Source organism: Nocardioides sp. YJ-D4 (assembly GCF_054031495.1).
Genome location: NZ_CM132932.1, coordinates 3543601 through 3567319, shown reverse-complemented (window position 1 = coordinate 3567319; position 23719 = coordinate 3543601). Strand labels below are relative to the sequence as shown.

The window sequence follows — 23719 nt, the reverse complement described above, 5'->3', positions numbered from 1 at the left end:
TCAGGCGACACGCTCAGTGGGAGCCGGGACCGAGGTGAGCAGATCGCCGATGACGTCCTCGACCGTGATGCCGTTGAACATCGCCTCGGGGTCGAGGATCAGGCGGTGGCAGAGCACCGGCTCGGCGAGCGACTTGACGTCGTCGGGCAGCACCTGGGAGCGGCCCTCGGCGAGCGCCCACACCTTGGCGGTGCGCACCAGGGCGAGGCAGCCACGCATGGAGGCTCCGAGGCGTACGTGCTTGTGGCGACGCGACTCGTCGACCAGGGCGGAGACGTAGGCGACGATCGCGGGATCGATGTAGACCTGGTCGGCCATCTCGGCCATCTGGGTGACCGTCGGGGCGGTGATGATCGGGGTGACCAGGGTGGCGCGGTCACGGACCGAGGAGTTCATCAGCAGCTCGACGGTGGCGTTCTGGTCGGGGTAGCCGACCGACGTCTTCATCAGGAAGCGGTCCAGCTGCGCCTCGGGCAGCCGGTACGTCCCGGCCTGCTCGATCGGGTTCTGGGTCGCGATCACCATGAACGGGCGGCCGACCTCGCGGGTGGCGCCGTCGACGGTGACCCGGCCCTCCTCCATGACCTCCAGGAGCGCCGACTGGGTCTTCGGGGAGGCGCGGTTGATCTCGTCGGCCAGCACGATCGAGTGGAAGATCGGGCCCGGGTGGAACTCGAAGGCGCCCTTGCCCTGGTCGTAGACGGTCACACCGGTGACGTCGGACGGGAGCAGGTCCGGCGTGAACTGGATGCGGGCGTGCGAGCCCTGGACCGTGTTGGCCAGCGCGCGGGCGAGCTGGGTCTTGCCCGTGCCGGGGTAGTCCTCGAGGAGCAGGTGGCCCTCGGAGAGCAGCGCGGTCAGCACCAGGCGGATCACGTTGCGCTTGCCCAGCACCGCCTTCTCGACGTTGTCGGCAAGCTTCTCGAAGGTCTCGTGGAACCAACGAGCCTGCTCGGTCGTGACGGTCATTTCTTCTCTCCTACCACGTAACGTTCTTCGAAAGAGTGGGTCGACCCGACGTCGAGCAGGTCACCCTGAACGGAGTGTTCGCGCCGACCCAGCCCCGGCCGCTGCCCGAGCCCTTGCCATTGCTCCCGATGGTCACGTTCCACCGCGAGGTCGTGGAGTTGGTGCTGCACTCCCAGGTCTTGCCCGGGAAGGCGAGGTCGGTGATCGTCGAGCCGACGTACCAGCAGGTGCCGCCGCAGGCGACGTCCGGCTCCGGACACGATGCGCCCGTGCACTCGCCGGCCTTGTTCACCTCGAGGATCGGGTCCGGTGGCGGGTCGGTCCGCACCGTGACCGAGTCGGACTTGCTCGCTCGCGGCGAGTCGCTGATGGTCACGGTGTAGGTGTAGGACGTGTTCCATTCGGGCGCGGTGTCCGTGCCCGAGCGGCTGCCCGCGCCGGTGCCGGTGCCGAACTGCGCGACCTCGGTTCCCCCACGCTTGACGGTGACGGTCGCGGCCTTGCCGTTCGGGTCGTAGCTGACCCGCCAGTTGACCTTGTTACCGTCGACGCTCGCCGAGATCGACGGCGTGCCCAGCGGACCGTAGGTGGTCACGTTCTTCGACGACGGGGCGCCGCAGGAGTCGCCGGCGCCGGTGCCGCCGGAGGAGTCGTTGCAGGCCCGCAGCTGGACGGTCGTCGAGGTGCCGTTGGTGAAGCCGGTGATCGTCTTGGTCTGCTGACCGGCGCCCTCGGGCGGGTAGGTCCAGCTGCCGCAGGAGGAGCCGTTGCGCACGCACTCGACCCGGTTGGTCTTGCCGTGCGAGGCCCGCGGCGTGAAGACGATCTCGGCCGTGCCGTTGGCCCCGGTCGGGGTCGCGCTCGCGAACGAGACCGCGTCGGGTGTCGCGGCCGCCTCGACCTTGCCGCCGGCGGAGTAGCTGGAGATGTGCGCCTCGGGCGAACCACCGGCAGTGGTCTCGCGCGGCGAGGTCGCCTCGGCGTTGCGGGCCCTGACGGCGTACGTGTAGATCGTGCCGTCGTTGGCGACGTCGTCGCGGCAGCTGGTCTCGGTCACCCAGGAGCAGACGATCTTCTCGCCGGTGCCGCCGGTGCGGCGTACCTCGTAGGTGACCGGGGCAGGGCCGTTGGCCGCGACCGGGCTCCACGAGACCGTCACCGCCTTGCCGGAGTTGTTGGCCGTGTTGGCCCACTCGAAGGTCGGGGTCGCCGGGGTGTCCGGCTTGCCGGCACCCATCCCCTCGACGGTCGCCGTCGGACCCTTGTTGGTCTTGACGCCCTTGTCGTTGAGCGGCACCACCGTGAACTGGACCGGGTCGCCGTTGGAGCTGACCGCCGCCGCGTACGTCGTCTGACCTGCGGAGATGTCCTTGATGCCGCCGCCGGGCCAGCTGATCCGGTATTTCTGCACGTCCGAGCAGTCGCACGGCGCCGGCTTGCTCCAGCTCAGCTCGACCTGGTGGTCACGCTGGCGGGTGACGCGGAGGTTCTGCACCGGGCCGGTGTAGGCGTCGGGCTCGCCCTCTGCCGAGTTGCTCCACTCACGGCTCGGGCCGACGGAGTTCACCGCGCGCACCCGGAAGTCGTAGACGACGCCGTTCTTCAGGCCGGTGATCCGGCACGAGGTCGACGGGCAGTCCTGGACGTGGTCGCCGTTGGCCTCCACCTCGTAGCGCTGGATCGGGTCGTCGCCGTTGTCCTTCGGCGCGTTCCACGAGAGCGCGACCACGTTGGAGAGGAAGTCGGAGGTCGTACGCAGCCCCGTCGGCGCGCCGGGGACGTCGATGACGTCCACCTCGATGACGCCGGTGGCCTTGACCCGCTTGGAGTCCTTGCCGGAGTCGCTGACCTCGATCGCGTAGCGGTAGTGGCCGTGGCCCTCCTCGGGCGTGTTGAAGGTGATCTTCGAGCCGCTGGCCTTGCCCATGTCGGGCGAGTCACCGTCGACCGGGTCGAGCTTGGTGACCACGATCTCCTGCGACTCCGACGGCACCGGTGTCTGCAGATAGTCGGCCAGGTCGATGGCGACCGTCTTTCCGGCCTCGGTCTGCAGCGGCTTGATCGGAGAGAGCGACGGGGCGGGCAGCGCGATGACGGTGACCAGGAGCTGTCCGGTCGCGTCCGTGCCCTCGACGCCGATCTCCAGGGCGCCCTGGGCGCCGGCGTCGGCGTGCTCGGCGGTGAGCCGCAGGCCACCGTCCTCGGGCTTGACCTCGACCCCGTCGAGCCCGTCGCCGACCTCGGCGGTGAAGTCGAGGTCGTCGGCGTCGCCCGGGTCGGCGGTCCACACGTGGCAGATGGCGGCGATGTCGACCAGTGCGCCGTTGCCGCTCTCCGGGACCTCGACCGGGGTGCTCGGACAGTTGATCTCCGGCTCCTCCTTGCCGATCTGGACCGGCAGCGAGATCACCGAGAGGTGGGCGTCGGCGGAGGTGATCTTCTCGCGGTCGGCGACCTCGAACGTGAGGGTCGCCGGACCCTTGGTCTCACCGGCGGTGACCTTCACGGTCGTCGCGGTGGTGTCGCCGGTGTTGAGCATGCCCTCGGGGGCGGCCACGATCTTGTCGGTCGTGGTCAGCACGACCGGGTCGCCCTCGGGGTCCTCGACGTAGTCGGTGATGTCGACGTTGTTCGTCTCGCCCGGGTTGAGCTGGAGCTCGGAGCCCGGCTTCAGGTAGGGGGCGTCCTTGGGACGCGCGGGGACGTAGATCGAGCCGACCGCCTGGGCGCCGTCGGGGTCGGTGACCCGGTAGGTCCACACCCTGGTGTTGTCGCCGACCGGCAGGGTGACCTTGCCGTCATCGATCTTCGGCTTGGACTCGTCCTCCCCGACCGACGGACCCTTGACCGCGTCGACGGTGAGGTCCTCGAGCGAGTCGTCGATATCGGTCACCTTGGTCATCACGTCGACGGTGGTGGTCGACGAGTCGCCCTCGGGATGGGCGACCACGATCCCCGCCATCGGCGGGTTGTCGTAGCCCTCCTGATAGCGGATCGCGAGCTCGCCGGTGTCCTCGTGGAGACCCGTGGTGGCGCGGTAGGGGACGTGCTGGAACGGCTCCCCGGAACCACCCTGGACCGTGACGATGCCGTCGGAGCGCTGCTTGACGTTGGAGCCCTCGGTCGCGTCGGTCGAGGCCAGGTGCAGCTCGGTTCCAGGCGTACGCAGGTCGTTGGCGAGCACGTCGTAGGTCAGCTTCTTGGCGGGGTCGAGCGTGACCAGGTCGTCGACGGCGACCGGCCGCTGGGGCGCGCCGGGCGCGACGACGGCGATCCGCACGGTGCCGGTCGCGACCGCACCGAACGGGTCGCTGACCTCGTAGGTGAACTCGTCGGTGCCCGCGGCGTTGGGGAAGGCCTGGTAGGTGATCGTGTTGGCGCCGTGGGCCAGGACGCGGCCGTAGGAGGGCGCGCTGTTGATCCTGGTCACCGAGACCGAGTCGCCGTCGGGGTCGGTGCCGACCGTGGGCAGCCGCAGCGTGACCTCGTCGCCCTGGACCACCCGCGACTCCAGCGCCTTCGGCGCGGGCGCGGAGTTGTCCGCCTTCTTCTTCGGCAGCGGCTTGACGTGGATGCGGATGTTGCCCGAGGAGTGCTCGGCGGAGGGGTCGCCGGTGTTCTGCACGACGTAGCGGACATCGACGTCGACCGGCCCCTTCACGTCGTCGGGGGCGACGTAGCGGACCCGGTTGCCGTCGATGTAGGCCTCGCCGACCGTGGGCTGGCCCAGGACCTGCAGCTGGCCCTTGGTCTCGATGGTCTGGTCGACGACCAGGCCGACCGGGTCGCCCGAGGGCGTCGAGTCGTTGTCGAGGACCGGGATCGAGACGGAGTCGGCGGCCCGGACCGTGGCCTCGTCGTCGACCGCCTCGGGGGCGTTCTCGGCGCCGCGCAGCGCCGGTCGCTGGCTCACCGTCACCGATCCCTCGGCCTCGGCCGCGCCGTTGCTGATCGTGTAGCGGATCGCCTGGGTGGACGGGTCCATGTCGGGCTTGGACGCCTGGATCCGCAGCCAGCGCCCGTCGAGCACGGCGACCGTCAGGTCGCTGTCGCCGACCGGCTCGGCATGGGTCACGGCGAGGAGCCGGCCCCGGGAGTCGTAGTCGTTGGCCAGGACGTCGAGGGTGCGGGTCGAGGTGCCGAGGACGGCGGTCGTGTCCGGGGTCGCGATCGGCTCGTCCGCCGCCTGGGAGGCGGGTTTGACGTCGACGCGGATCTTCGCCGCGGCGGGTTTCGCCGCCCCGAAGCCGGCGTTGTAGCTGAGTTGGTAGGTGCCCGGCGAGCTCCCTCTGGCCCGCACCACGCCGGTCTCCCGGTCGGTGCTCACCTCGAGGCCGCCCTTGGGCGGGACGTCGCCGGCGAGGGTGAGGGTCGCGTCGAGGTTGGACGGATCGGCACCGGGGATGTCGTTGTCGAGCGGGCGGATCGTCACCCAGGAGCCCTGGGTGCCCTCGGCGACGTCGTCCTTCGGCTCCGGGGAGGCGGTGGTCGCTCCGGCGACGATGTTGATCCGCACCTTGTCCTTCGACGGCTTGCCGCCGGTGCTGACCTGGTAGCCGAGGTTCTCGCTGCCCGAGGCGTCCGCGGCGGCGGTGTAGCGCAGCAGCCCGTCGGGGGTCACGCTCGCCTTGCCCTTGGACGCGGTCGGGGACTGAGCGGTGACCGGGTCGCCGTAGCGCTCGTCGCGCCAGTCGCCGACGACCGGGATCTCCACGGTGCCGCCGGCCGCGACGGTGTAATCGGTCGGCGTGTAGTGCTCGCGCAGCGTCGGCTTGCCGGTGCCGCCCGAGCCCTCGATGCTGAGCTCGACGCTGGCGTCGTCCTGGCCGGCCTTGCCCTTCATCCCGTCGTCGACCGTGTATTTGAAGCTGGTCTTCTTCCCCTGCGCCGACTCGGGGGCGGTCACCAGGACCGACTGCCGGTCGGGGGCGATGGTGGCCTCGACGCCCTTGACGGAGGCCTCGCCGACCGAGACGACGCTCAGGATCGAGTCCTTGGCCGAGGAGTCGTTGTCGAGGACGTGCAGGACCGTGGTGCGTCCGGCCCGGGCACCGAGCTGGTCGTCCTTTGCCTTCGGCGCCTGGGCGGCCTTGGTCTGCTGCTGCTGCTTGTCCTTCTTCTGGTTCTGCTTCTGGGTCTGCGGCTGGAACGCCTCCCAGTTGGAGATCTTCTTGATGTCGGCGCCGTCGATCTCCCAGACATCACCGTTGCGCAGGTCGTTGAGCACCAGCTGGCCACGGTTGACCCGAAACTCCAGCTCCGCGGCCGGGCCGAGCGTCGGGATCTCGCCCAGGATCGGCTCGCCCTCGCCGCACTGGGTCACCACCGAGCCGGTCGAGCCGTTGGCCCAGGCACCGAAGATGCAGTCGCCGAGACGTACGGGGGCCGCCGGGTCGCCGGCGGACTCGGCGATACGGCGGATCTCACCCTTGCGCAGGTCGACGGCCTTGAGGCCCTCCCCGTCACCGACGAGGACGTCCTTGGCCTTGACGGAGGGCTGCTGGAGGACCGCGCTCTCCGCGGTGTCACCGAAGTCGACGGCGATGTCGGAGCCCTTGGAGGCGCCGAGCAGCCAGCCGGCCTGGTCGAGGGTGATGACGTCGTCGCCGACGACGGTCGCCGAGGTCGGTGTCTCCGCGTACTCCGGAGCCTTCGGGAGCTTGGTCTCCTCGGGATCGGCGAACCGCTCACCGTCCGGGGCGAAGGCGGTCAGCGTCCGCTTGGCGGCCGAGACGGCGTACGCGGTCCCGTCAGTGCCGATGGTCAGCACCGCGTCAGCGCCGACCGTCTCGGTGGGCTTGGTGGAGCCGGAGAGGTCGGAGAGGTCGCCGACGCCGGCGGTCGGGTCGACGGAGGTGAGCCAGACCTTGCCGGTCTTCTGCTCGGCGACGCCGATGGTGTTGCCACCCATCACCACGCGGCTGTCCTTCACGGTCACCGCGTCGTCGTCGATGCCCTCGGCGAGCTTGGTGTTGACCGGCGTGATGGTGCGGGCGTCGCGGTCGACGGAGGCCACCGCGATGCCGTTCTGCACCACGTCGAGGCCGGCACGCTCTGACCGGGACCCGGTCTCGTTGCCCGCCCAGACGACACCGTCGAGCTGGGCGACAGGACGGTTCTGGCGGCCCAGCGTGCCCCAGGACTGGTTGGTCACCCAGATGCCGCCGTCGTCGAGATCGGCCTTGTGCACGGGGTAGCCGGTCGACTGGATCGCGTAGACGGTCAACCCGCTCGCAACGACGGCAAGAGCTGCCCAGGACGCGATGGAGGTCCGATGACGCCGCATCCACCCGGGCGCCATCCCGAAACGTGCCACCAAGACTCTCCCCAAGTCCTTCCATGCCAAATGGCCAGCCGACGCGAAAAGCCTGGCTTACTCTAGGCGCGCCTCAGGGTAAGAAGCCACACGAACTAGCCAAACGTGGCACACGGCTCAGTGAACACGCTCACCGATACCGTACGGGATGTTCTAAAGTGTCCGCTTCCAGCACCACTATTTCGCATCCTGCCTGGGATGTCTCGATACATGGCTCCGCAAAGGAACAGCATGACCGCTTACCCAGCCCTGCGTGCCGCGGGAGCGACTGATGTCGGCCGGGTCCGCGAGGTGAACGAGGACTCGTTCGTCATGCTGCCCGCGGTGGCCGTCGTCGCCGACGGGATGGGCGGTCATGCGAGTGGCGACGTCGCCAGCGCTCTCGCGGTGGAGACCTTCCAGAGCCGCTTCGCGACCATCTGCCCGGTTCCCGAGGACATCCAGGACGCCGTCCACGCCGCCAACTCCGCGATCACCTCGGAGGCGGCTCGCAACTCCGAGAAGCAGGGCATGGGTACGACCCTGACCGGCGTGGCGCTCGTCGAGTTCGAGGGCGCTCCCCACTGGCTGGTGTTCAACGTCGGCGACTCACGCGTCTACCGGCTCTCGCCGGCCGGCGTCACGCAGGTGACGATCGACCATTCCGAGGTCGCGGCCATGGTCGAGGCGGGCATGATCACCGCTGCGGAGGCCCGTGTCCACCCGCTGCGCAACGTCATCACCCGGTCGCTCGGCACCTACCCGTCTCCCGAGGCCGACACCTGGCTGATGACCGTCGCGCCCGACGACATCTTCCTGCTCTGCTCCGACGGCCTCACCGGCGAGCTCGAGGACCACGAGATCCATGAGATCGCGTCCAAGACGCTCGGTGTCGGCGGAAGCATCGACAACCTGGCCCAGAGGCTGGTGGACGCTGCGGTTGCTTCGGGTGGGCGCGACAATGTCACTGTGGTACTCGTGACACCCCCGCCATCGCTCTTCGCCGTCCCGACGGAAGTCGACGCCTCCTCGTCCCATGAGTGATACCGCTACCTACTGTGCTGGGCACTGGCTCGCGTTGAAGGGCGACCAGTGCTGGGCGCTCGTCCAGCTCGGGCCCGGTGACCCGCGGGTCACCGGTGTCCAGGCAGCGCTGGCCGACCCCCACCCGGTCGACGCGATCGCCGGTCTGCTCTCCGCCGACGGGCCACGCGCCCCCGGCTTCGCGCTGGTCGGGCGCGAGGGCCCACGGGTGCGGTACGCCGTGCGCTCCCCCGCCAAGGTGACCGCCGTCGTCAACGAGGTGCCGGTCTTCATCGACGGCATCGACGTCGCCGGCAGGTGGGCCGACGGCCACTTCGCCGCCGTCCCTGAGCGGGCCGAGCTCGCCAACGGGGCCTGGGGTGGGATGGAGGAGGACCAGCCGCTGGTCGACACCGCCCACGCCCGCTCGCTGGACGTCGTCTTCGACCCCAACTTCTATGTCCAGGTGCAGCAGCACGTCGACTCGACCATGGCGCCGCCGCTGGACCACACCATCCGGCGCTCGGATCTGGCCGCCGCTCCGCCGCCCGCCGCGCCTCCTCCGGCGATGCCGGGCGCCCCGTCGTTCCAGAGCCCTCCCCCGTCGCCCGTGCCGCCGCCACCGGTGGCGCCGTCCCAGCCTGCGCCCGAGTCCAAGAAGGGCATCATCGACGGGCTTCCGTGGCGGAAGAAGGGTGCCAAGAAGCCCGACCCGAACGCGTGGGGTCCGCCGGACCGGCAGCCCTCACCCCCGCCCGCGACACCGCCCGCGCCGCGGCCCACCGCGCCTCCTCCGCCGATGCCCGCGCCGGCGCCGGCGCCTGCGCCGTCGCCCACCCCGCCCAACGACATGGCGACCCGCGTGCGCGACGTCGCGACGCCGACCCCGGTGCCCCCGGCGGGCGGGCCGACCGTGTGGGCGGTCTACTGCCCGCAGGGCCACGCCTCGCCGCCCTACTCCCCGACCTGCCGCATCTGCCGGATGGCGCTGCCGCCGCACCAGCAGCCGGTCTCGGTCCCGCGCCCCGCGCTGGGCCAGCTCAAGCTGGGTGACGGCCGAGTCGTCATCCTGGACCGAGGTGCCGTCTTCGGGCGGTCGCCGCGCGCCGATGCCAGTGGCAACACGGGGGCCGGTGGCGTACCTCCGCATCTGGTGAAGGTGATGCTGCCCGACATCAGCCGGCTGCACACCGAGGTGCGTCTGGAGGAGTGGCAGGTGCTCGTCCGCGACCTCGGCTCCGCCAACGGGACCTACCTGACCCTGCCCGGCGGGCGGCCGCAGCAGATGCGGCCGATGGAGGAGTACGCCTTGGAGCCCGGCGCCGTGGTGAGCCTCGCCGGCTCCATCAACCTGACGTACGAGGTCTTCGGGTGACTCAGACACCACACCCCGAGCTCGGTCCCGAGCTGCCGGGGATGACCTGCCTGGGCCGGCTCGGCTCGGGCGGCTTCGCCGACGTCTACCTCTACGAGCGCCACCACCCGAAGGTCCGGGTCGCGGTGAAGCTGATGCGGTCCTCCGACCTCGCCGAGGCGCAGCGGGCGCAGTTCGCCGCGGAGGCGGCGGTGATGGCCGAGCTGGCCGAGCACCCGTTCATCGTGCCGGTGCACAGCGCCGGCGAGACGCCGGACGGCCGCCCCTACCTGGTGATGGGCTACTACCCCAACGCCGACCTCGGTGCCCGCGTCCGCAACAACCCGATGAAGGTGCAGGACGCGCTGCGCTTCGGGATCCAGATGGCCTCGGCCGTCGAGACCGCGCACCGCGCCGGGATCATCCACCGCGACATCAAGCCGTCCAACATCCTGCTCTCCCGCTACGACGTGCCCGGCCTGGCCGACTTCGGTATCGCCGGCCGGCCGCGCGACGACGAGGGTGACATCGGGGTCTCGCTGCCGTGGTCGCCGCCCGAGGTCCTCACCTCGGCGTCCAACGGCTCGGTCGCCTCCGACGTCTACTCGCTGGCCGCGACCGTCTGGCACCTGCTCGTGGGCCGCTCGCCGTTCGCGGAGCGGGGCAACAACTCCGACCGCGCCGTCTTCTCCCGCATCCTGCACACCGCTCCGCCGGCAACCGGGCGCCCGGACGTGCCGCCCTCGCTCGACCGCGTCCTCCAGCAGGCGATGGCGAAGGACCCGGCCTACCGGCCGAGGACGGTCCTCGACCTGGCCCGGCACTTCCAGCGGATCGAGCAGGAGCTGCGTCTGGGACGCACCGAGGTGCAGGTCCTCGACCGCGATGCCGGCGGCAGCGGGTCGATCCCGGTCGTTCCCGACATCCCGGCCGCGCGGGGCGAGGGTCCGACCACGGGCTCGGGCCGTTCCCGTCTCCCCTCCCCGCCCTCCGACCCGGAGATGGAGAAGGCCACCGAGCTCAAGCCGCCGTCCCAGGTGATCGCACAGGCGCCGATCACCCAGCCGCCGGCCTCGCTCGCGTCGGCGCCGGTGGCGGATGCCGGTTCGGCCTCGGCCGACCGCACCCGGTTCAGCTACCCGCGGGCGGAGGAGGGCCCCTCGGTCCTCACCGGCGCGCGCCCGGAGAGCCGCAGCAAGACTCCGGCGATCATCGGCGTCGTCGTCCTCTTCCTCATCGCCGCCGCCATCGGCATCGTGCTCTCCCGCGGCGGCGACGACGAGAAGCCCGACGAGGTCCCGCCCCCGCCCGTCGAGACCGACCTCCCCGGTGTCACCGGCCCGGCCGCCCCAGGCAAGGTCAAGGGCACGCTCAAGGGCAACCGCGCCGTCTTCACCTGGTCCGGCGTGCCCGGAGCGACCGGCTACAAGTGGGTCGGCGACAACTCCACCAGCGGCAACGTGGACCGGCCCAAGGCGGTCGTACGCCTCGACGGTGCCACCAAGGTCTGCATCCAGGTCCGCTCCCTCGGGGAGAACGGCAACGTCTCCCAGGGCGCAGCCCAGGCCTGCGTCAGCAAGTAGCCCGGCGCAGGCGATACTGGGCGCATGCCGAACACCCCTGTGGCCACGTCAGCGAAGCTGGCGGACGGACGCGAGATCTGGTTCTTCGACGAGCAGCCGACGCTGCGGTCGGTGCACGACGAGCGGCCGCTGGAGCCGCGGGCGGGCGGGTCGCAGCTGCGCTGGGACCGGCTGACCGCGACCTGGACGGCGGTGGCGGGGCACCGGCAGACGCGTACGTTCAAGCCACCCTCGGACGAGTGCCCGCTGTGCCCGTCGGTCGATGGGCGGCTGACCGAGATCCCGGCTGAGAGCTACGACGTCGTCGCCTTCGAGAACCGGTTCCCGGCGCTCTCGACGGTCGCGGTCGGCGAGGCGACCGGAGAGCCGTTCGTCTCTCAGCCGGGGCGTGGCCGGTGCGAGGTCGTCTGCTTCACCAGCGACCACGAGCAGAGCTTCGTGGACCTTCCTCCCGAGCGGGTGCGGACGGTGCTAGCGGCGCTCGCGCACCGCACCGAGCAGCTGACGGCGATGCCGGAGGTGGCGTACGTCTTCTGCTTCGAGAACCGCGGCGAGGAGATCGGGGTGACGTTGCAGCACCCGCACGGGCAGATCTACGCCATGCCGGTGCTGCCGCCGCGGATCGAGTCCCTGGTGAACGCCGCCGACGCCCATCGCGAGGAGACCGGCGAGTGCCTGCAGTGTGCGGTGCTCGCCGACGAGATCGCCGACGGGTCGCGGATCGTGGCCGAGAACGGGACGTTCGTGGCGTACGTGCCCTATGCCGGCCGCTGGCCCTACGAGATCCGTGTCGTGCCACGGCGTCACGTGGGCTCGCTGCCCGGACTGACCGCCGACGAGATGGACGACCTCGCCGCGCTCTACCAGGAGTGCCTGCGGCGGATGGACGGGCTCGACGACGCCGGCCCGGTGCCATACATCGCCGGCTGGCAGCAGGCTCCGACCGGCCGCGAGGACACCTGGCACCTGGCGGCCGAGATCTTCACCATCCGGCGGGCTCCGGGGCGGCTGAAGTACCTGGCCGGCATCGAGTCCGGCGTCGCGCTCTGGGTCAACGACATCCCGCCGGAGACCGCCGCCGCGCGCCTCCGCGACGCTCTCTAGAGCCCCTGCCAGTCCGGCTTCCCGGCGTAGACCTCGCGGTAGTAGTCGCGGCGTACGAGCCGGGAGGCCGCGGCCTCGTCCAGGAGGACCGAGACGTGGCCGTGGAGCTGCAGGACCGACGCCGGGCAGGTCGCCGAGAGCGGGCCCTCGACCGCGGCGGCGACCGCCTCGGCCTTGCCCTCGCCGGTGGCGAGGAGGAGCAGATGACCGGCTCGGGTGATGGTGCCCAGGCCCTGGGTGAGCACGTGGTGCGGCACCGCGTCGGGTGAGCCGAAGAAGCGCGCGTTGTCCTTGCGTGTCGTCGCGGTGAGCGTCTTGATCCGGGTCAGCGAGGCCAGCGACGAGCCGGGCTCATTGAAGGCCAGGTGGCCGTCGGAGCCGATGCCGAGGATCTGCACCTCGATCCCGCCCGCGGCCACGATCGCCGCCTCGTAGCGCTCCCCGGCCGTCGGCAGCGTCTCCTCGGTCGGGTCGGGTCCGTGGACCCGCTCCGGCGGGATGCCGATCGCGTCGGTGAACTCGCGCCGGATGGTCGCCAGATAGGACTGCTCGTGCCCGTCGGGCAGGCCCACGTACTCGTCCAGGTTGAACGTCTCCACACCCTCATAGGACGGCCCGCGACCGTCCCGGGCGCGCCGGATGAGCTCCTCGTACGTCGCCAGCGGCGTCGAGCCGGTGGCCAGCCCGAGCACCGCGGGGGTGCCGGCGGCCGCCCGGCGGCGTACGACGTCTTCGATCGTGTCCGCGGCGAGGGATGCGACCTCGGCGGGGGTGTCGAGGACAACTACTTCCATGTCAGTCCTTCGTCGGGGTGATCAGGGCGGCGCCGATGGCGGCGACCGGGGCGGCCGAGACCACCCGCAGGCGCGAGGCGAGCTCGAGGGAGGCGAGGAAGGGGGACGTCTCGGTCTGCCGGACCAGCGCGAGCGCGATCGCCTCCCGCAGCGGCTCGCCGACCGTCGCGACACCCCCGCCGATGACGACGCGTTCGGGGTCGACGGCGAGAGCGAGGGAGCGTACGGCCGCGGCGACGCCGTCGGCGAAGCGGTCCCGCACGATCACGGCCGCCGGGTCGCCCGAGGAGGCTGCGGCGAAGAGCGCCGCGGCGGGGTGGCCGGTGGCCGTCGGCCAGGCCGCCGCGAGCGCGGCACCGGAGGCGACCAGCTCGAGGCAGCCGCGCTGGCCGCACCCGCACACCGGGCCCTCCGGGTCGACCGGGAGGTGCCCGACCTCCCCGGCGGCGCCGTGGAAGCCTCGGCGGAGCGCGCCGCTGAGGTAGAGGCCGGCCGCCAGGCCGGTGCCGAGCGAGAGGTAGACCAGGTCGTCGACGTCCTCGACGGCGTGCGCGCCGAGGGTCGCCGCGTTGGTGTCGTTCTCGAGGGTGACGACCGCTCCGGTGCGGGCGCCGAGCAGCTCCGCGAGCGGGAAGGCGTCGCCGTCCAGGCCCAGGTTGACCGCATGCTTCACGGTGCCGGCGCGGGTGTCGACGATGCCGGGGATGCCGACCCCGATCGAGCGGATCTCGCCGCCGTCGAGCGCGTCACGCAGGCTCGCGACCACCGCGGCCGCACTCTTGACGACGCCCTCGCCGCCGGGGGTGGTGGCGGCTCGGTCCTCGGCCAGCACCGCCCCGTCGGCACCGATCGCGATGCCGTGGATCTTGGTGCCGCCGATGTCGAGGCCTACCCGTGCGCCGTTCATCGGTTCCAGCCCGATCGTCGCAGCACCTCGGTCACAGCGGCCACGCCCGGCAGGGAGAACCCCTGTGGACACAGTCGAGGCACGCCCCTCCGGTCGTACGCCCCGGGCCACCCCCACTCCACCAGCACCGCGAGGCCCGGGAGGTCGGCGACGGTCCGGCCGACCTCGGGACGGCGGTGCGCGTCACGCACCTGCACGATGAGGGGCGCGTCGGGGAGAACCGGGAGCGGGTCGCCGGGACGGATGACGATGTCCGGCGGCAGCCCCCACGGCACGTCGCCCACGGCGATGTTGGCCTCGGTGTCGACGGTCACGACCTGGGCTCCGGCGAGGTGCGGGATCTCGCTGATGTCGTCGCTGGCCGTCGCGAGCGCCCGGCGAGCGCCCTCGACGGAGCGTTCCTCGAACCGAGGGTCGAGCTCGCCGTCCGGACGCTGCTGCGCGTCGGCGAGGTCGGCGAGCAGCCGGTCGATGCGGGCGACCGCGTCCTGGAGCCGCTCCAGCGGCAGCTCACCGGACTCGACTGCGGCCACGATCGCGGCGGTCGTCTCGTGGACCAGCGAGGTGGGCTTGTCGGGGCCGAGGAGAAGCAGGTCGGCGCCTGCCTTGAGCGAGAGCACCGCCGCGGCGGGGATCCCCCGGCTCGCCGAGGCACCGGCCATGTCGAGGGCGTCGGAGACGATCGGGCCGTCGTAGCCCAGCTCGCGCAGCAGTCCCAGCACCGGCGCGGAGAGCGTTCCGGGCAGCTCGGGGTCGAGGGCGGGCACCACGATGTGGGAGGTCATCACCGAGGCCGCGCCGGCCTCGGCGGCCGCGAGGAACGGGACCAGCTCACGTTCGCGCAGCGTCGCCAGATCGGCATCGAGGACGGGGAGGGCGACGTGGCTGTCCTGTCCGGTGTCGCCGTGGCCGGGGAAGTGCTTGACGCAGGCCGCGACCCCGGTCGACTCCAGGCCCTTCACCCATGCGGCCACGTGCTTGGCGGCGACCCCGGCGTCGTGGGAGAACGACCGGGTCGCGATCACCGGGTTGTCGGGGTTGGAGTTCACGTCGGCGACCGGTGCCAGGTTGAGGTTGATGCCGGCTCGCGCCAGCCGCAACCCGACCGCCCGGCCGGTCTCCTCGGTCAGCGCCAGGTCGTCGGCCGCGCCGAGGGCGGCGGCACCGAGCACCGAGGAACCGGTGAGCGCCTCCAGGCGGGTGACATCCCCGCCCTCCTCGTCGATGGTGATCACCGGCGCCCAGCCGCCCTCGGCGGATGCGGCCCGGATCTCGGCCGCCAGGCTGCGTACGGAATCCTCACCGGCCTCGGTGTTGGGGCCGAAGAGGCAGATCCCGCCCAGACCCTCGCGGAGCAGCTCGGCGTAGCCGGGCGGCAGGGTCGGGCCGGCGAAGGCGGAGACCTGGACGCGCAGCGCCAGGGTCTCGACGGTGGTCGGGGAAGACATCACGACACCCCCAGCTCACCGGCGAGGACCAGCACCGCGGCGCCGACGATGACGACGTCCTCGCCGAGCGTCGACGTACGGAACTCCAGCGGCTCGCCGCTGACCGGCATCGTCCGCTCGCGGATGATCCGGTCGGCGGTCTCGCGCAGCGGTCCGTCCAGGAGATCGGCCGGCCCGGAGAGGACCAGCTCGTGAAGATTCAGGGTTCCGACCACAGGGGCCAATGCCTTTCCAAGATGTTCGCCGGCTTCCACGAGCGCATCGTCGTGGGCTGTCTCGAGTCGCTCCCGCAGGCGCGGCACCGCGAGGAAGGTCTCCAGGCAGCCCTGTCGGCCGCATGCGCACCGAGGACCCTCGGGGTCGACGGTCACGTGCCCGACCTCACCGGCGGCGTCGACGAACCCGTGCAGCAGCGCCCCTTCGAGCACCAGCCCCGCACCGACACCGGTGCCGACCCGGATGAGCATCAGGCCGCCGTCGCCGGACTGGCCGAAGGTGTACTCCCCCAGCACTGCGGTGTTGGCGTCGTTGGCGACGTACGTCGGTCGGCCGGTCTCACGGCGCACCTGGTCGGCCAGCGCGACATCGGTCCAGCCCAGGTTGGGCGCGGCGACCACGGTGCCGTCGGCTGCGACGACACCGGGGCTACCGATCCCGATGCCGAGGATCGGCCGGTCGGTGCTCGCGATCAGCTCGGTGACCAGCTCCTTCACGAGGCGTACGGCCTCGCTTCCGGTGCGGCCCTCGCGGCACCTGGTGGTGCGATGGACGACATCGCCGGTCAGGTTGAGCACGGCTCCGGCGACCTGGTCGTCACCGGAGACGTCGATGGTCACGATGTGCGTGGCATCGGCGGCGAGGCCGACCAGCATCGGCGGCTTCCCGACCCGGCTCTCCACCGGCGCGCCGAGCTCCTCGACGAGCCCGTCCTCGAGCAGGCTGCCCACCAGATCGGAGACCGTCGCCCGGGTCAGACCGGAGGCTCGAGCCAGGTCGGCGCGGCTCGCCGGACCCACCGCGAAGAGGTGCTGGAGCACCAGGGATCGGTGATGCCGCCGCGCATCCTCCTGCAGCAACTTACCGATCGGCCGCAACGTACGACGTCTCGCCTTGGACATGTTTGTTAGTCCATCGTACTTATTAATGCTGCGTCAAGTCGACACGACATTTTCCTCGCCGAGAGGTCGCATTCTGACGCCGAAGGGTCAGTTTCTGCCATCGAGACGTCACCTTCCGGAACGCTCGGGGACAGAAACCGACCTTTCGGCGGGTCAGATGATGGCGGCAAGCTGGGCACGGGTCGGGACGTACGGCTCGATGCGGAGGACCATGTGGGCCTCCTCGGGGGTGCGGTTGCCCTTGCGGCCGTTGCACTTGCCGCACGCCGCCACGGTGTTCATCCACGTCCATCTGCCGCCCCGTGACTGTGGCAGCAGGTGGTCGATGGTGCGGGCGTGGCCGCCGCAGTAGGCACAACGATGTTGGTCGCGCTTGAGCACTCCCTCGCGGGAGTAGCCGGCCGGCCGGTACATCCAATGCATGGCGATATAGCGGACCAGCCGCACCGCCTTGGGCCATGGATGTGGCCCGATCATCTTGTCGCCCTGTTGCTCGTGAACCACCGCCACCTCACGGAACAGCATCCGCACGGCGTGCTTGAACGAGACCCTTCCGAGCGGCTCGAAGGAGGCGTTATACAGGGTCACGGCGCCCATGGTCGTGGTCATACTCGGTTACCTCCCAGGAGAGTCGGATAGGGATCGCGTGCTGATCGGACAGAAACAAAAGGGCCGCCCCGACGAGACAGACATGTCTCGCAGGAGCGGCCCGGAGTGATCCGGTGCGGCTATGCACCCAGGTCACTGTCGGCTCCCGCGGGCATGAGGGTCGCGCTCGTGCGCAGCGGTCAGCGACCAGGCCGCCGGGGCGGTGGTCGAGTGCTGCGTGCTCATGGTGGGCCCTTCAAAAGGTCAAGTGGTGGCACCCGGCGGCGAAACCGGGTGCTACCAGAATAGAGCGAACACCCTCCAGCTACCAACGGTTTTCCCAGGTCAGGAGCGTGTCTTTCCGGTTAACTACGCCCGACGTACGCCGTTTGGCCCCGTTAGCGCGACCCGGCCCGCCCCTCGGAGCCTCGGGATCAGCGCCTCGCCGACCCGGGCCACCTCGGTCCGGTAGGGCGTGTCCGAGAGGACGAAGTGGGTCACACCGAGCTCCTGGTAACGGCCGATCGCGGCGGCGACGTCGTCCGCGGAGCCGACCAGCCAGGTGGTTCCGGCGCCACCGCCGCCGTACTTCCCAGGGGCGGTGTAGAGGCACTCGTCGAGCACGTCGCCACGGTCGGCGAGGTCGAGGAGCCGGCTCTGCCCGACCGCCGCCCGGCCCGACCGGCGGAACTCGCGGTCCCCGACGGAGTCGGCCATCCGGCGTACCTTCTCCTCCGCGTCACGCCAGGCCTCCTCGCGGGTGTCGCGGATGAGCGTGGTGATCCTCAGCCCGAACTCCAGGGGCGCGAGGTCGCGGTCCAGCGACCGTTCGAGGCCCTGCAGGCGCTCGACCCGCTCGGCGATACCGTCCAGCGGCTCGCCCCAGAAGAGCTGTACGTCGGCCTCGGTCGCGGCCACCGCCTCGGCCTCCGGGGACGCCCCGCCGAAGTAGAGCCTGGGGTGCGGGCGGTCCTCGGTGGCGTACGGACGCGGGGTGATGGTGGAGTCGGCGACCTGGAAGTGGTCGCCGTCGAAGGTCACGTTCTCCTCGGTCCACAGCCGCCGCACCAGCCGCATGAACTCCTTGGTCCGCGCGTAGCGGGCCGCACGTGAGTCCTCGCGGTCGCCATAGGCGGCCAGGTCGTCCTGGCCGGAGACGATGTTGACGCGTACCCGGCCACGACTGAGCTGGTCGAGGGTGGCGGCCGAGGTGGCGAAGTTGGCCGGGCGCCAGTAGCCCGGGCGGATCGCGATGAGCGGCTCGAAGGTCGTCGTGCGCGCAGCCAGGGCTGTCGCGACGGTGAACGTGTCCGGCCTCCCCCAGCTGGTGCCGAGCAGGGCACCCGTCCAGCCGGCCTTCTCGACCGCCTCGGCGAGGCCGACCTGGTAGTCGAGGGTGCCGTAGCCCTCCTCCGGCGACGCGGTGTCGCCACGATGACCGGTCTCGACGAAGTTGGGCAGGTACCAGAGGAGCTCGGGGTTCGTGGGGGCGTTCATTCCAGACTCCTTCGTATTGTCTATTGAATTAATAGACTAACGCATCTGGTGTCGCTCCTCGGGACAGGCTCAGCCACTGAGCCAATTCCTGGGTATCGTCCGATCCATGGGCCTGACCTCCGCTGAGCTGATCGACCTCGTTCTCGACCCCGGCACCTGGACGTCTTGGGACATCCCGCCCGTCCACGGCGAGGTCCCCGAGGCGTACGCCGCCGACCTGGCGCGCGCCCGGGAGCGGGCGGGGACCGACGAGTCGGTGGTCACCGGCGAGGCCCGGATCGCCGGGCGGCGGGTGGCCGTGGTGCTCTCCGAGTTCCGGTTCCTGGCCGGGTCGATCGGGCGCGCGTCGGCCGAGCGGCTGATCGCGGCCGTGGAGCGGGCGACCCGCGAAGGGCTTCCGCTGCTGGCCGGCCCGGCGTCGGGCGGGACCCGGATGCAGGAGGGTACGCCGGCGTTCGTGCAGATGGTGCGTATCGCCGAGGCGGTCACCCGCCACAAGGCCGCCGGGCTCCCCTACCTCGTCTACCTGCGCCACCCCACCACCGGCGGCGTGATGGCCTCGTGGGGATCCCTGGGACACGTCACCGTCGCCGAGCCCGCGGCACTCCTCGGGTTCCTCGGCCCGAAGGTCTACGAGGTGCTCAACGGCCGCCCCTTCCCCTCCGGCGTCCAGGTCTCGGAGAACCTGTTCGCCCACGGCCTCGTCGACGGCGTCGTACCTCCCGACGAGCTCGCCGGGCTCGTCGACCGCGTCCTGACGATCCTCGACCTCCGCCCCGAGAAGCCACCCACATCGGCCGAGACGTCGCTCGCGTCGGCCGAGAGGTCAGCCGGTGACGCTTCGGCCGACGGGGCCGACTTCTCGGCGGTCGACACCTGGGACGCGATCACGCGGTCCCGCCGCGCGGACCGGCCGGGGGCTCGGGCGCTGCTCCGGATCGCCGCCTCGGACGTCGTACCCCTCAACGGCACCGGGCAGGGCGAGCGAGACCCGGGCCTGATCATCGCGCTGGCGCGCTTCGGGTCGGCGCCATGCCTGGTGCTGGCCCAGGACCGGCGCGAGCAGGCACACCAGCCGCTCGGCCCGGAGGGACTGCGCGAGGCGCAACGCGGGATGAAGCTCGCCGCCGGGCTCGGGCTCCCCGTCGTCACCGTCATCGACACCCCCGGCGCGGCGCTGTCGGCGGAGGCGGAGAACGGCGGCATCGCCGGCGAGATCGCGCGTACGTTGGGCACGCTCGTCAACGTCGAGACCCCGACGCTCAGCCTGATGCTGGGCGAGGGCAACGGCGGTGGCGCGCTCGCGTTCCTCCCTGCCGACCGGGTGGTCGCCGCCCAGCACGCCTGGCTCTCCCCGCTTCCCCCGGAGGGCGCGAGCGCGATCGTGTACGGCGACTCCGACCACGCCGCCGAGATGGCCGAGGCCCAGCGGGTCCTCGCCGTCGACCTCCAGCAGATCGGCGTGGTCGACCGGATCGTCGCGGAGTCCCCCGACGCCGCCGACGAGCCGGAGACGTTCTGCCGCCGGGTCGGAGAGGTCCTCGAGGAGGAGCTGCTCGGGCTGCTCGCCTCCGGACCGGGCGAGCCGACCGCGCGGGCTGCTCGCTACGCGGGCTGAGGCGCGGCGCCGCGCACGCGGGGTGACTCCGCGTTCCCCCTTGCGCTCCGACTGAACACGTGTTTAGCATTAAACATGCGTTCAGCCCCTGCCGACCCGACGACCCGCGAGCGGATCCGCGACGCGGCGGTGGTGCGCTTCGCGCGTGACGGTTTCGGTGCCTCGGTCCGCTCGATCGCCACCGACGCCGGAGTGAGCCCGGCCCTGGTGATCCATCACTTCGGTTCCAAGGACGAGCTCCACGCGCAGTGCGACGAGCGGGTTCTCGCCGAGATCCGGGCGGCGAAGAACGAGACGATCGACGAGCTGGCGTCGGGCCAGGGCATCCTGCACAGGTTCGCCGCCGCGGACGAGTACGCACCGATGCTCGGCTACGTCCTCCGCTCGCTGCAGGACGGCGGGCCGGTCGGCCGCACCTTCATCGAGCAGATGATCGAGGACGCGGTCGGCTACACCAAGCACGGCATCGAGGCCGGGCTGATCAAGCCCAGCCTCGACGAGACGGCCAGGGCCCGTTACCTGGTCCTCTCCGCCCTCGGCACGCTCATGCTCGAGCTCACCCTCAACCCGCCCAAGGACCCGAGGGACATCAGCGGCATGGTGCGTGGCTTCCTGTCCACGAGCTACCTGCCGATGATCGAGCTCTACACCCAGGGCGTCTTCACCACCCGCCGGATGCTCGACGAATACCTGCTCTACGTACCGGACCCGCCGCAGGACGCCGCCACGGAGCCCCCGTCTGCATGACGCCAGGCCCGTCGGCGTACGTCCTCCTACCCTCCCAACGCGGAAGCGAGTTCCCATGTCCGACAACATCCCCGCGGTCGAGATCGCGGGTCTGCACAAGTCCTTCGGTTCCTTCAAGGCCCTCGACGGCCTCGACCTGACCGTCCAGCACGGCCAGGTGGCCGGCTTCCTCGGCCCCAACGGTGCCGGCAAGTCCACCACGATCAAGGTCCTGCTCGGGCTGCTGCGCGCCGACGCCGGCACCGCCCGCCTCTTCGGCGGCGACGTCTGGCGTGACGCGGTCGAGCTGCACAAGCGGATCTCGTACGTCCCCGGCGACGTCAACCTGTGGCCGAACCTCTCCGGTGGCGAGTGCATCGACTACCTCACCCGGCTCAAGCCGGGCGGCGACAAGGCGAAGCGCAAGGCACGGAAGGCCGAGCTGCTCGAGCGGTTCGACCTCGACCCGACCAAGAAGGCGCGCACCTACTCCAAGGGCAACCGGCAGAAGGTCGCCCTGGTCGCCGCCTTCCTCGACAAGTCCGACCTCTACATCTTCGACGAGCCCACCTCCGGTCTCGACCCGTTGATGGAGGCCGTGTTCACCGAGTACGCCCGGGAGGCCAAGGCCGAGGGCTCCTCGGTGCTGCTCTCCAGCCACATCCTCAGCGAGGTCGAGAAGGTCTGTGACACCGTCACGATCATCCGCGCCGGCGTCGCCGTCGAGTCCGGCACACTCGAGGAGCTGCGCCACCTGACTCGCTCCTCCGTCGTCGCCACGGTCGGCGGTGACCCGTCCGCGCTGAGCAGCCTGCAGGCCGTCAACGACCTCGAGACCAGCCAGAACGGGGCCGGCACCCGGGTCGCGTTCGACGTCGACAACCACGCCGTCGGCGACGTTCTCAAGACCCTGACCGACCTCGACGTACACGGTCTGACCATCACGCCGCCGTCGCTCGAGGAGCTCTTCATGCGCCACTACGGTGACGTCATCGAGTCCTCCGACACCGAGAAGGACGCGTCATGAGTGCGGTCGCGACCGTCGTCCCGCGACGTACGGCCCTGTCGGACTTCACCGGCACCGGCCACCTGATCTGGTTCATGCTCCGGCGCGACCGGATCCGGATCGCGGTATGGACCGTCCTGATCGCGCTGCTCTACCTCGCCTCGCTCGCGCCTGGCGGGGAATACTCCGTGCTCGACGACGACCCGGAGGCCCGGGCCGCCAGGGCGGCGACGCTGAGCAGCCCCGCCATGATCGCCATGGCTGGGCCCGGCTACGGCCTCGACAACTACACGACTGGGGCCGCGGCTGCCAACGAGCTCATCCTGTGGGTGACGATCTCGCTCGCCGTGATGACGATCCTGCAGGTCGTACGCCACACCCGCGCCGAGGAGGAGTCGGGCCGCTCCGAGCTGATGCGGGCCGGTGTCCTCGGGCGGCACGCGCCGTCGATCGCGGTCATCGTCGAGGTCTTCCTGACCAACATGCTCGTCGCGACCGCCAGCACGCTGGCTCTCGTTGGGGTCGGGCTCGACCCGGTCGACTCGGCGGTGATGTCGTTCGGGATCGCGCTCGCGGCGCTGGTCTACGGAGCGGTCGCGCTGGTGACGTCCCAGGTCTCGGAGAGCAGCGGCGGGGCGCTGGGCATGGCCTTCGGCGTCCTCGGTGTCACCTACGTCGCCCGCGTCATCGGCGACATCCAGGAGCCGCTGGGCAGCCCGCTCTCGTGGCTCTCCCCCATCGCCTGGGTGCACCAGACCCGCGTCTTCGTGGACACCCGGATCTGGCCGCTCGGCATCGCGGTGGTCGTGGCGTTCGTGCTCCTCGTGGTCGCCGCCGTCCTCGGCTCCCACCGCGACTTCGGTGCCGGCATGGTGCAGGTACGCCGCGGCCGGGCCGACGCCTCCCCGATGCTCGCCGGCCCGGTGGCCCTGGCCTGGGTGCGCCAGCGCGCCGGCCTGCTGTGGACCACGCTCGGTCTGGCGGCCATGTGGTTCGCCACCGGCACGATCCTCAACGAAGTGCCGAACATGGTCGAGGCAATGGGCGACAACCCGCTCTACGAGGATCTCCTCAAGGGCTCCGGCGACCAGCTCGTACGGACGTTCGCCGCCTTCATCGGCGCCTACTCGGCCTTCGGGGCCGCGGCGTACGGCATCATCATGACGCTCCGGGCCAAGGCGGAGGAGGACGCGACCAGGGCGGCACTGGTGCTCGCCAAGCCCGTCGCCCGGTTGCGCTGGCTGCTCTCGGGCACGCTGGTCGCGACCCTCGGGTCGCTGGTCGTGCTGTTCAGCGGCATCTGGGCGATGGCCCTCGGTGCGTACGTCGCCGGGCTCGACTCGATCAGCTTCGCCGACTTCACCGGCCTGGCTCTCGCCTACGTGCCCGCGGTGCTCGTGCTTCTCGGGTTCACACTCGCCCTCTACGCCTGGGTCCCCCGCGCCTCGGGGGCCGCCTGGGCCCTCTTCGGCTGGATGTTCGTGGTCCTCATCCTGGGCGACATGCTCGACCTCCCCGACTGGCTCCGCGGCCTCTCGCCGTACTGGTGGGTCGAGAACACCCTTGTCGACACCATGCCCGCCAGCCACACCCTCGGCCTGCTGGGCGTCGCGGTCGCGCTGCTCCTGGCCGCACTCGTCGGCTTCCGCCGCCGCGACATCCACGGCTGACGCCTGCCGAGAAGTCACG

The 23719-nt window shown here is 71.0% G+C and carries 16 protein-coding genes; 8 read left to right on the top strand and 8 right to left on the bottom strand.

The genetic code is table 11. From position 1 onward, the window contains the following. Together ACW14X_RS16995 and ACW14X_RS16990 are read right to left on the bottom strand one after the other, a co-directional pair. Positions 1-969: an AAA family ATPase gene (locus ACW14X_RS16995; RefSeq protein ID WP_160026549.1), complete on the bottom strand. Its 969-nt coding sequence runs from the start codon at positions 967-969 to the stop codon at positions 1-3. Positions 970-979: 10 nt separating this feature from the next. Then, positions 980-7285 carry an Ig-like domain-containing protein gene (locus ACW14X_RS16990; protein WP_457162749.1) on the bottom strand — a complete coding sequence of 2102 codons (6306 nt, stop codon included), beginning with the start codon at positions 7283-7285 and terminating at the stop codon, positions 980-982. 231 nt (positions 7286-7516) lie between these two features. On the opposite strand from ACW14X_RS16990, the gene ACW14X_RS16985 reads away from it, so the two are divergent. From ACW14X_RS16985 to galT, 4 genes are read left to right on the top strand one after another with little or no spacing between them, the layout of a single operon-like run. Next, entirely contained in the window at positions 7517-8308 is a 792-nt protein-coding gene (locus ACW14X_RS16985) for a PP2C family protein-serine/threonine phosphatase (RefSeq protein ID WP_160026547.1), read from the top strand. Further along, positions 8301-9662 (top strand): FHA domain-containing protein, encoded by a 1362-nt coding sequence (locus ACW14X_RS16980; RefSeq protein WP_457162748.1) that lies wholly within the window; start codon positions 8301-8303, stop codon positions 9660-9662. The genes ACW14X_RS16985 and ACW14X_RS16980 overlap by 8 nt, the downstream gene beginning before the upstream one ends. Next, entirely contained in the window at positions 9659-11224 is a 1566-nt protein-coding gene (locus ACW14X_RS16975) for a serine/threonine-protein kinase (RefSeq protein ID WP_350840937.1), read from the top strand. The genes ACW14X_RS16980 and ACW14X_RS16975 overlap by 4 nt, the downstream gene beginning before the upstream one ends. Before the next feature lie 24 nt (positions 11225-11248). Further along, the gene (gene galT, locus ACW14X_RS16970) at positions 11249-12328 is read left to right on the top strand and encodes a galactose-1-phosphate uridylyltransferase (RefSeq protein ID WP_457162747.1); all 1080 of its coding nucleotides are present in this window, start codon (positions 11249-11251) and stop codon (positions 12326-12328) included. Here galT and nagB read toward each other — a convergent pair. From nagB to ACW14X_RS16940, 6 genes are all read right to left on the bottom strand, one after another. After that, entirely contained in the window at positions 12325-13122 is a 798-nt protein-coding gene (gene nagB / locus ACW14X_RS16965) for a glucosamine-6-phosphate deaminase (protein ID WP_457162746.1), read from the bottom strand. The two genes, galT and nagB, sit on opposite strands and share 4 nt — an antisense overlap. A gap of 1 nt (position 13123) precedes the next feature. Further along, positions 13124-14029, bottom strand: a complete 906-nt coding sequence (locus tag ACW14X_RS16960) for an ROK family protein (protein ID WP_160026542.1) — start codon at positions 14027-14029, stop codon at positions 13124-13126. Then, positions 14026-15477, bottom strand: coding sequence for a glycoside hydrolase family 3 N-terminal domain-containing protein (locus tag ACW14X_RS16955; protein WP_457162745.1), 1452 nt, complete (start codon positions 15475-15477; stop codon positions 14026-14028). Before ACW14X_RS16955 ends, ACW14X_RS16960 begins: the two co-directional genes overlap by 4 nt. Further along, on the bottom strand, positions 15477-16595 hold the full coding sequence (locus ACW14X_RS16950) for an ROK family transcriptional regulator (protein WP_160026540.1): 1119 nt from the start codon (positions 16593-16595) through the stop codon (positions 15477-15479). Before ACW14X_RS16950 ends, ACW14X_RS16955 begins: the two co-directional genes overlap by 1 nt. Positions 16596-16748: 153 nt before the next feature. Next, positions 16749-17204 carry an HNH endonuclease gene (locus ACW14X_RS16945; RefSeq protein ID WP_350718554.1) on the bottom strand — a complete coding sequence of 152 codons (456 nt, stop codon included), beginning with the start codon at positions 17202-17204 and terminating at the stop codon, positions 16749-16751. Between the two features lie 348 nt (positions 17205-17552). Next, positions 17553-18680, bottom strand: a complete 1128-nt coding sequence (locus ACW14X_RS16940; RefSeq protein ID WP_457162744.1) for an LLM class flavin-dependent oxidoreductase — start codon at positions 18678-18680, stop codon at positions 17553-17555. Positions 18681-18786: 106 nt separating this feature from the next. On the opposite strand from ACW14X_RS16940, the gene ACW14X_RS16935 reads away from it, so the two are divergent. The 4 genes from ACW14X_RS16935 to ACW14X_RS16920 all read left to right on the top strand — a co-directional run bounded on the left by ACW14X_RS16935 (position 18787) and on the right by ACW14X_RS16920 (position 23700). Continuing rightward, entirely contained in the window at positions 18787-20298 is a 1512-nt protein-coding gene (locus ACW14X_RS16935; RefSeq protein ID WP_457162743.1) for a carboxyl transferase domain-containing protein, read from the top strand. Between the two features lie 75 nt (positions 20299-20373). After that, a complete protein-coding gene (locus ACW14X_RS16930; protein WP_457162742.1) occupies positions 20374-21045 on the top strand; it encodes a TetR family transcriptional regulator in 672 nt (223 codons plus the stop codon). Positions 21046-21100: 55 nt separating this feature from the next. Continuing rightward, positions 21101-22051: an ABC transporter ATP-binding protein gene (locus ACW14X_RS16925; RefSeq protein WP_457162741.1), complete on the top strand. Its 951-nt coding sequence runs from the start codon at positions 21101-21103 to the stop codon at positions 22049-22051. Next, positions 22048-23700 carry an ABC transporter permease gene (locus ACW14X_RS16920; RefSeq protein ID WP_457162740.1) on the top strand — a complete coding sequence of 551 codons (1653 nt, stop codon included), beginning with the start codon at positions 22048-22050 and terminating at the stop codon, positions 23698-23700. The genes ACW14X_RS16925 and ACW14X_RS16920 overlap by 4 nt, the downstream gene beginning before the upstream one ends. Positions 23701-23719: the final 19 nt, after the last annotated feature.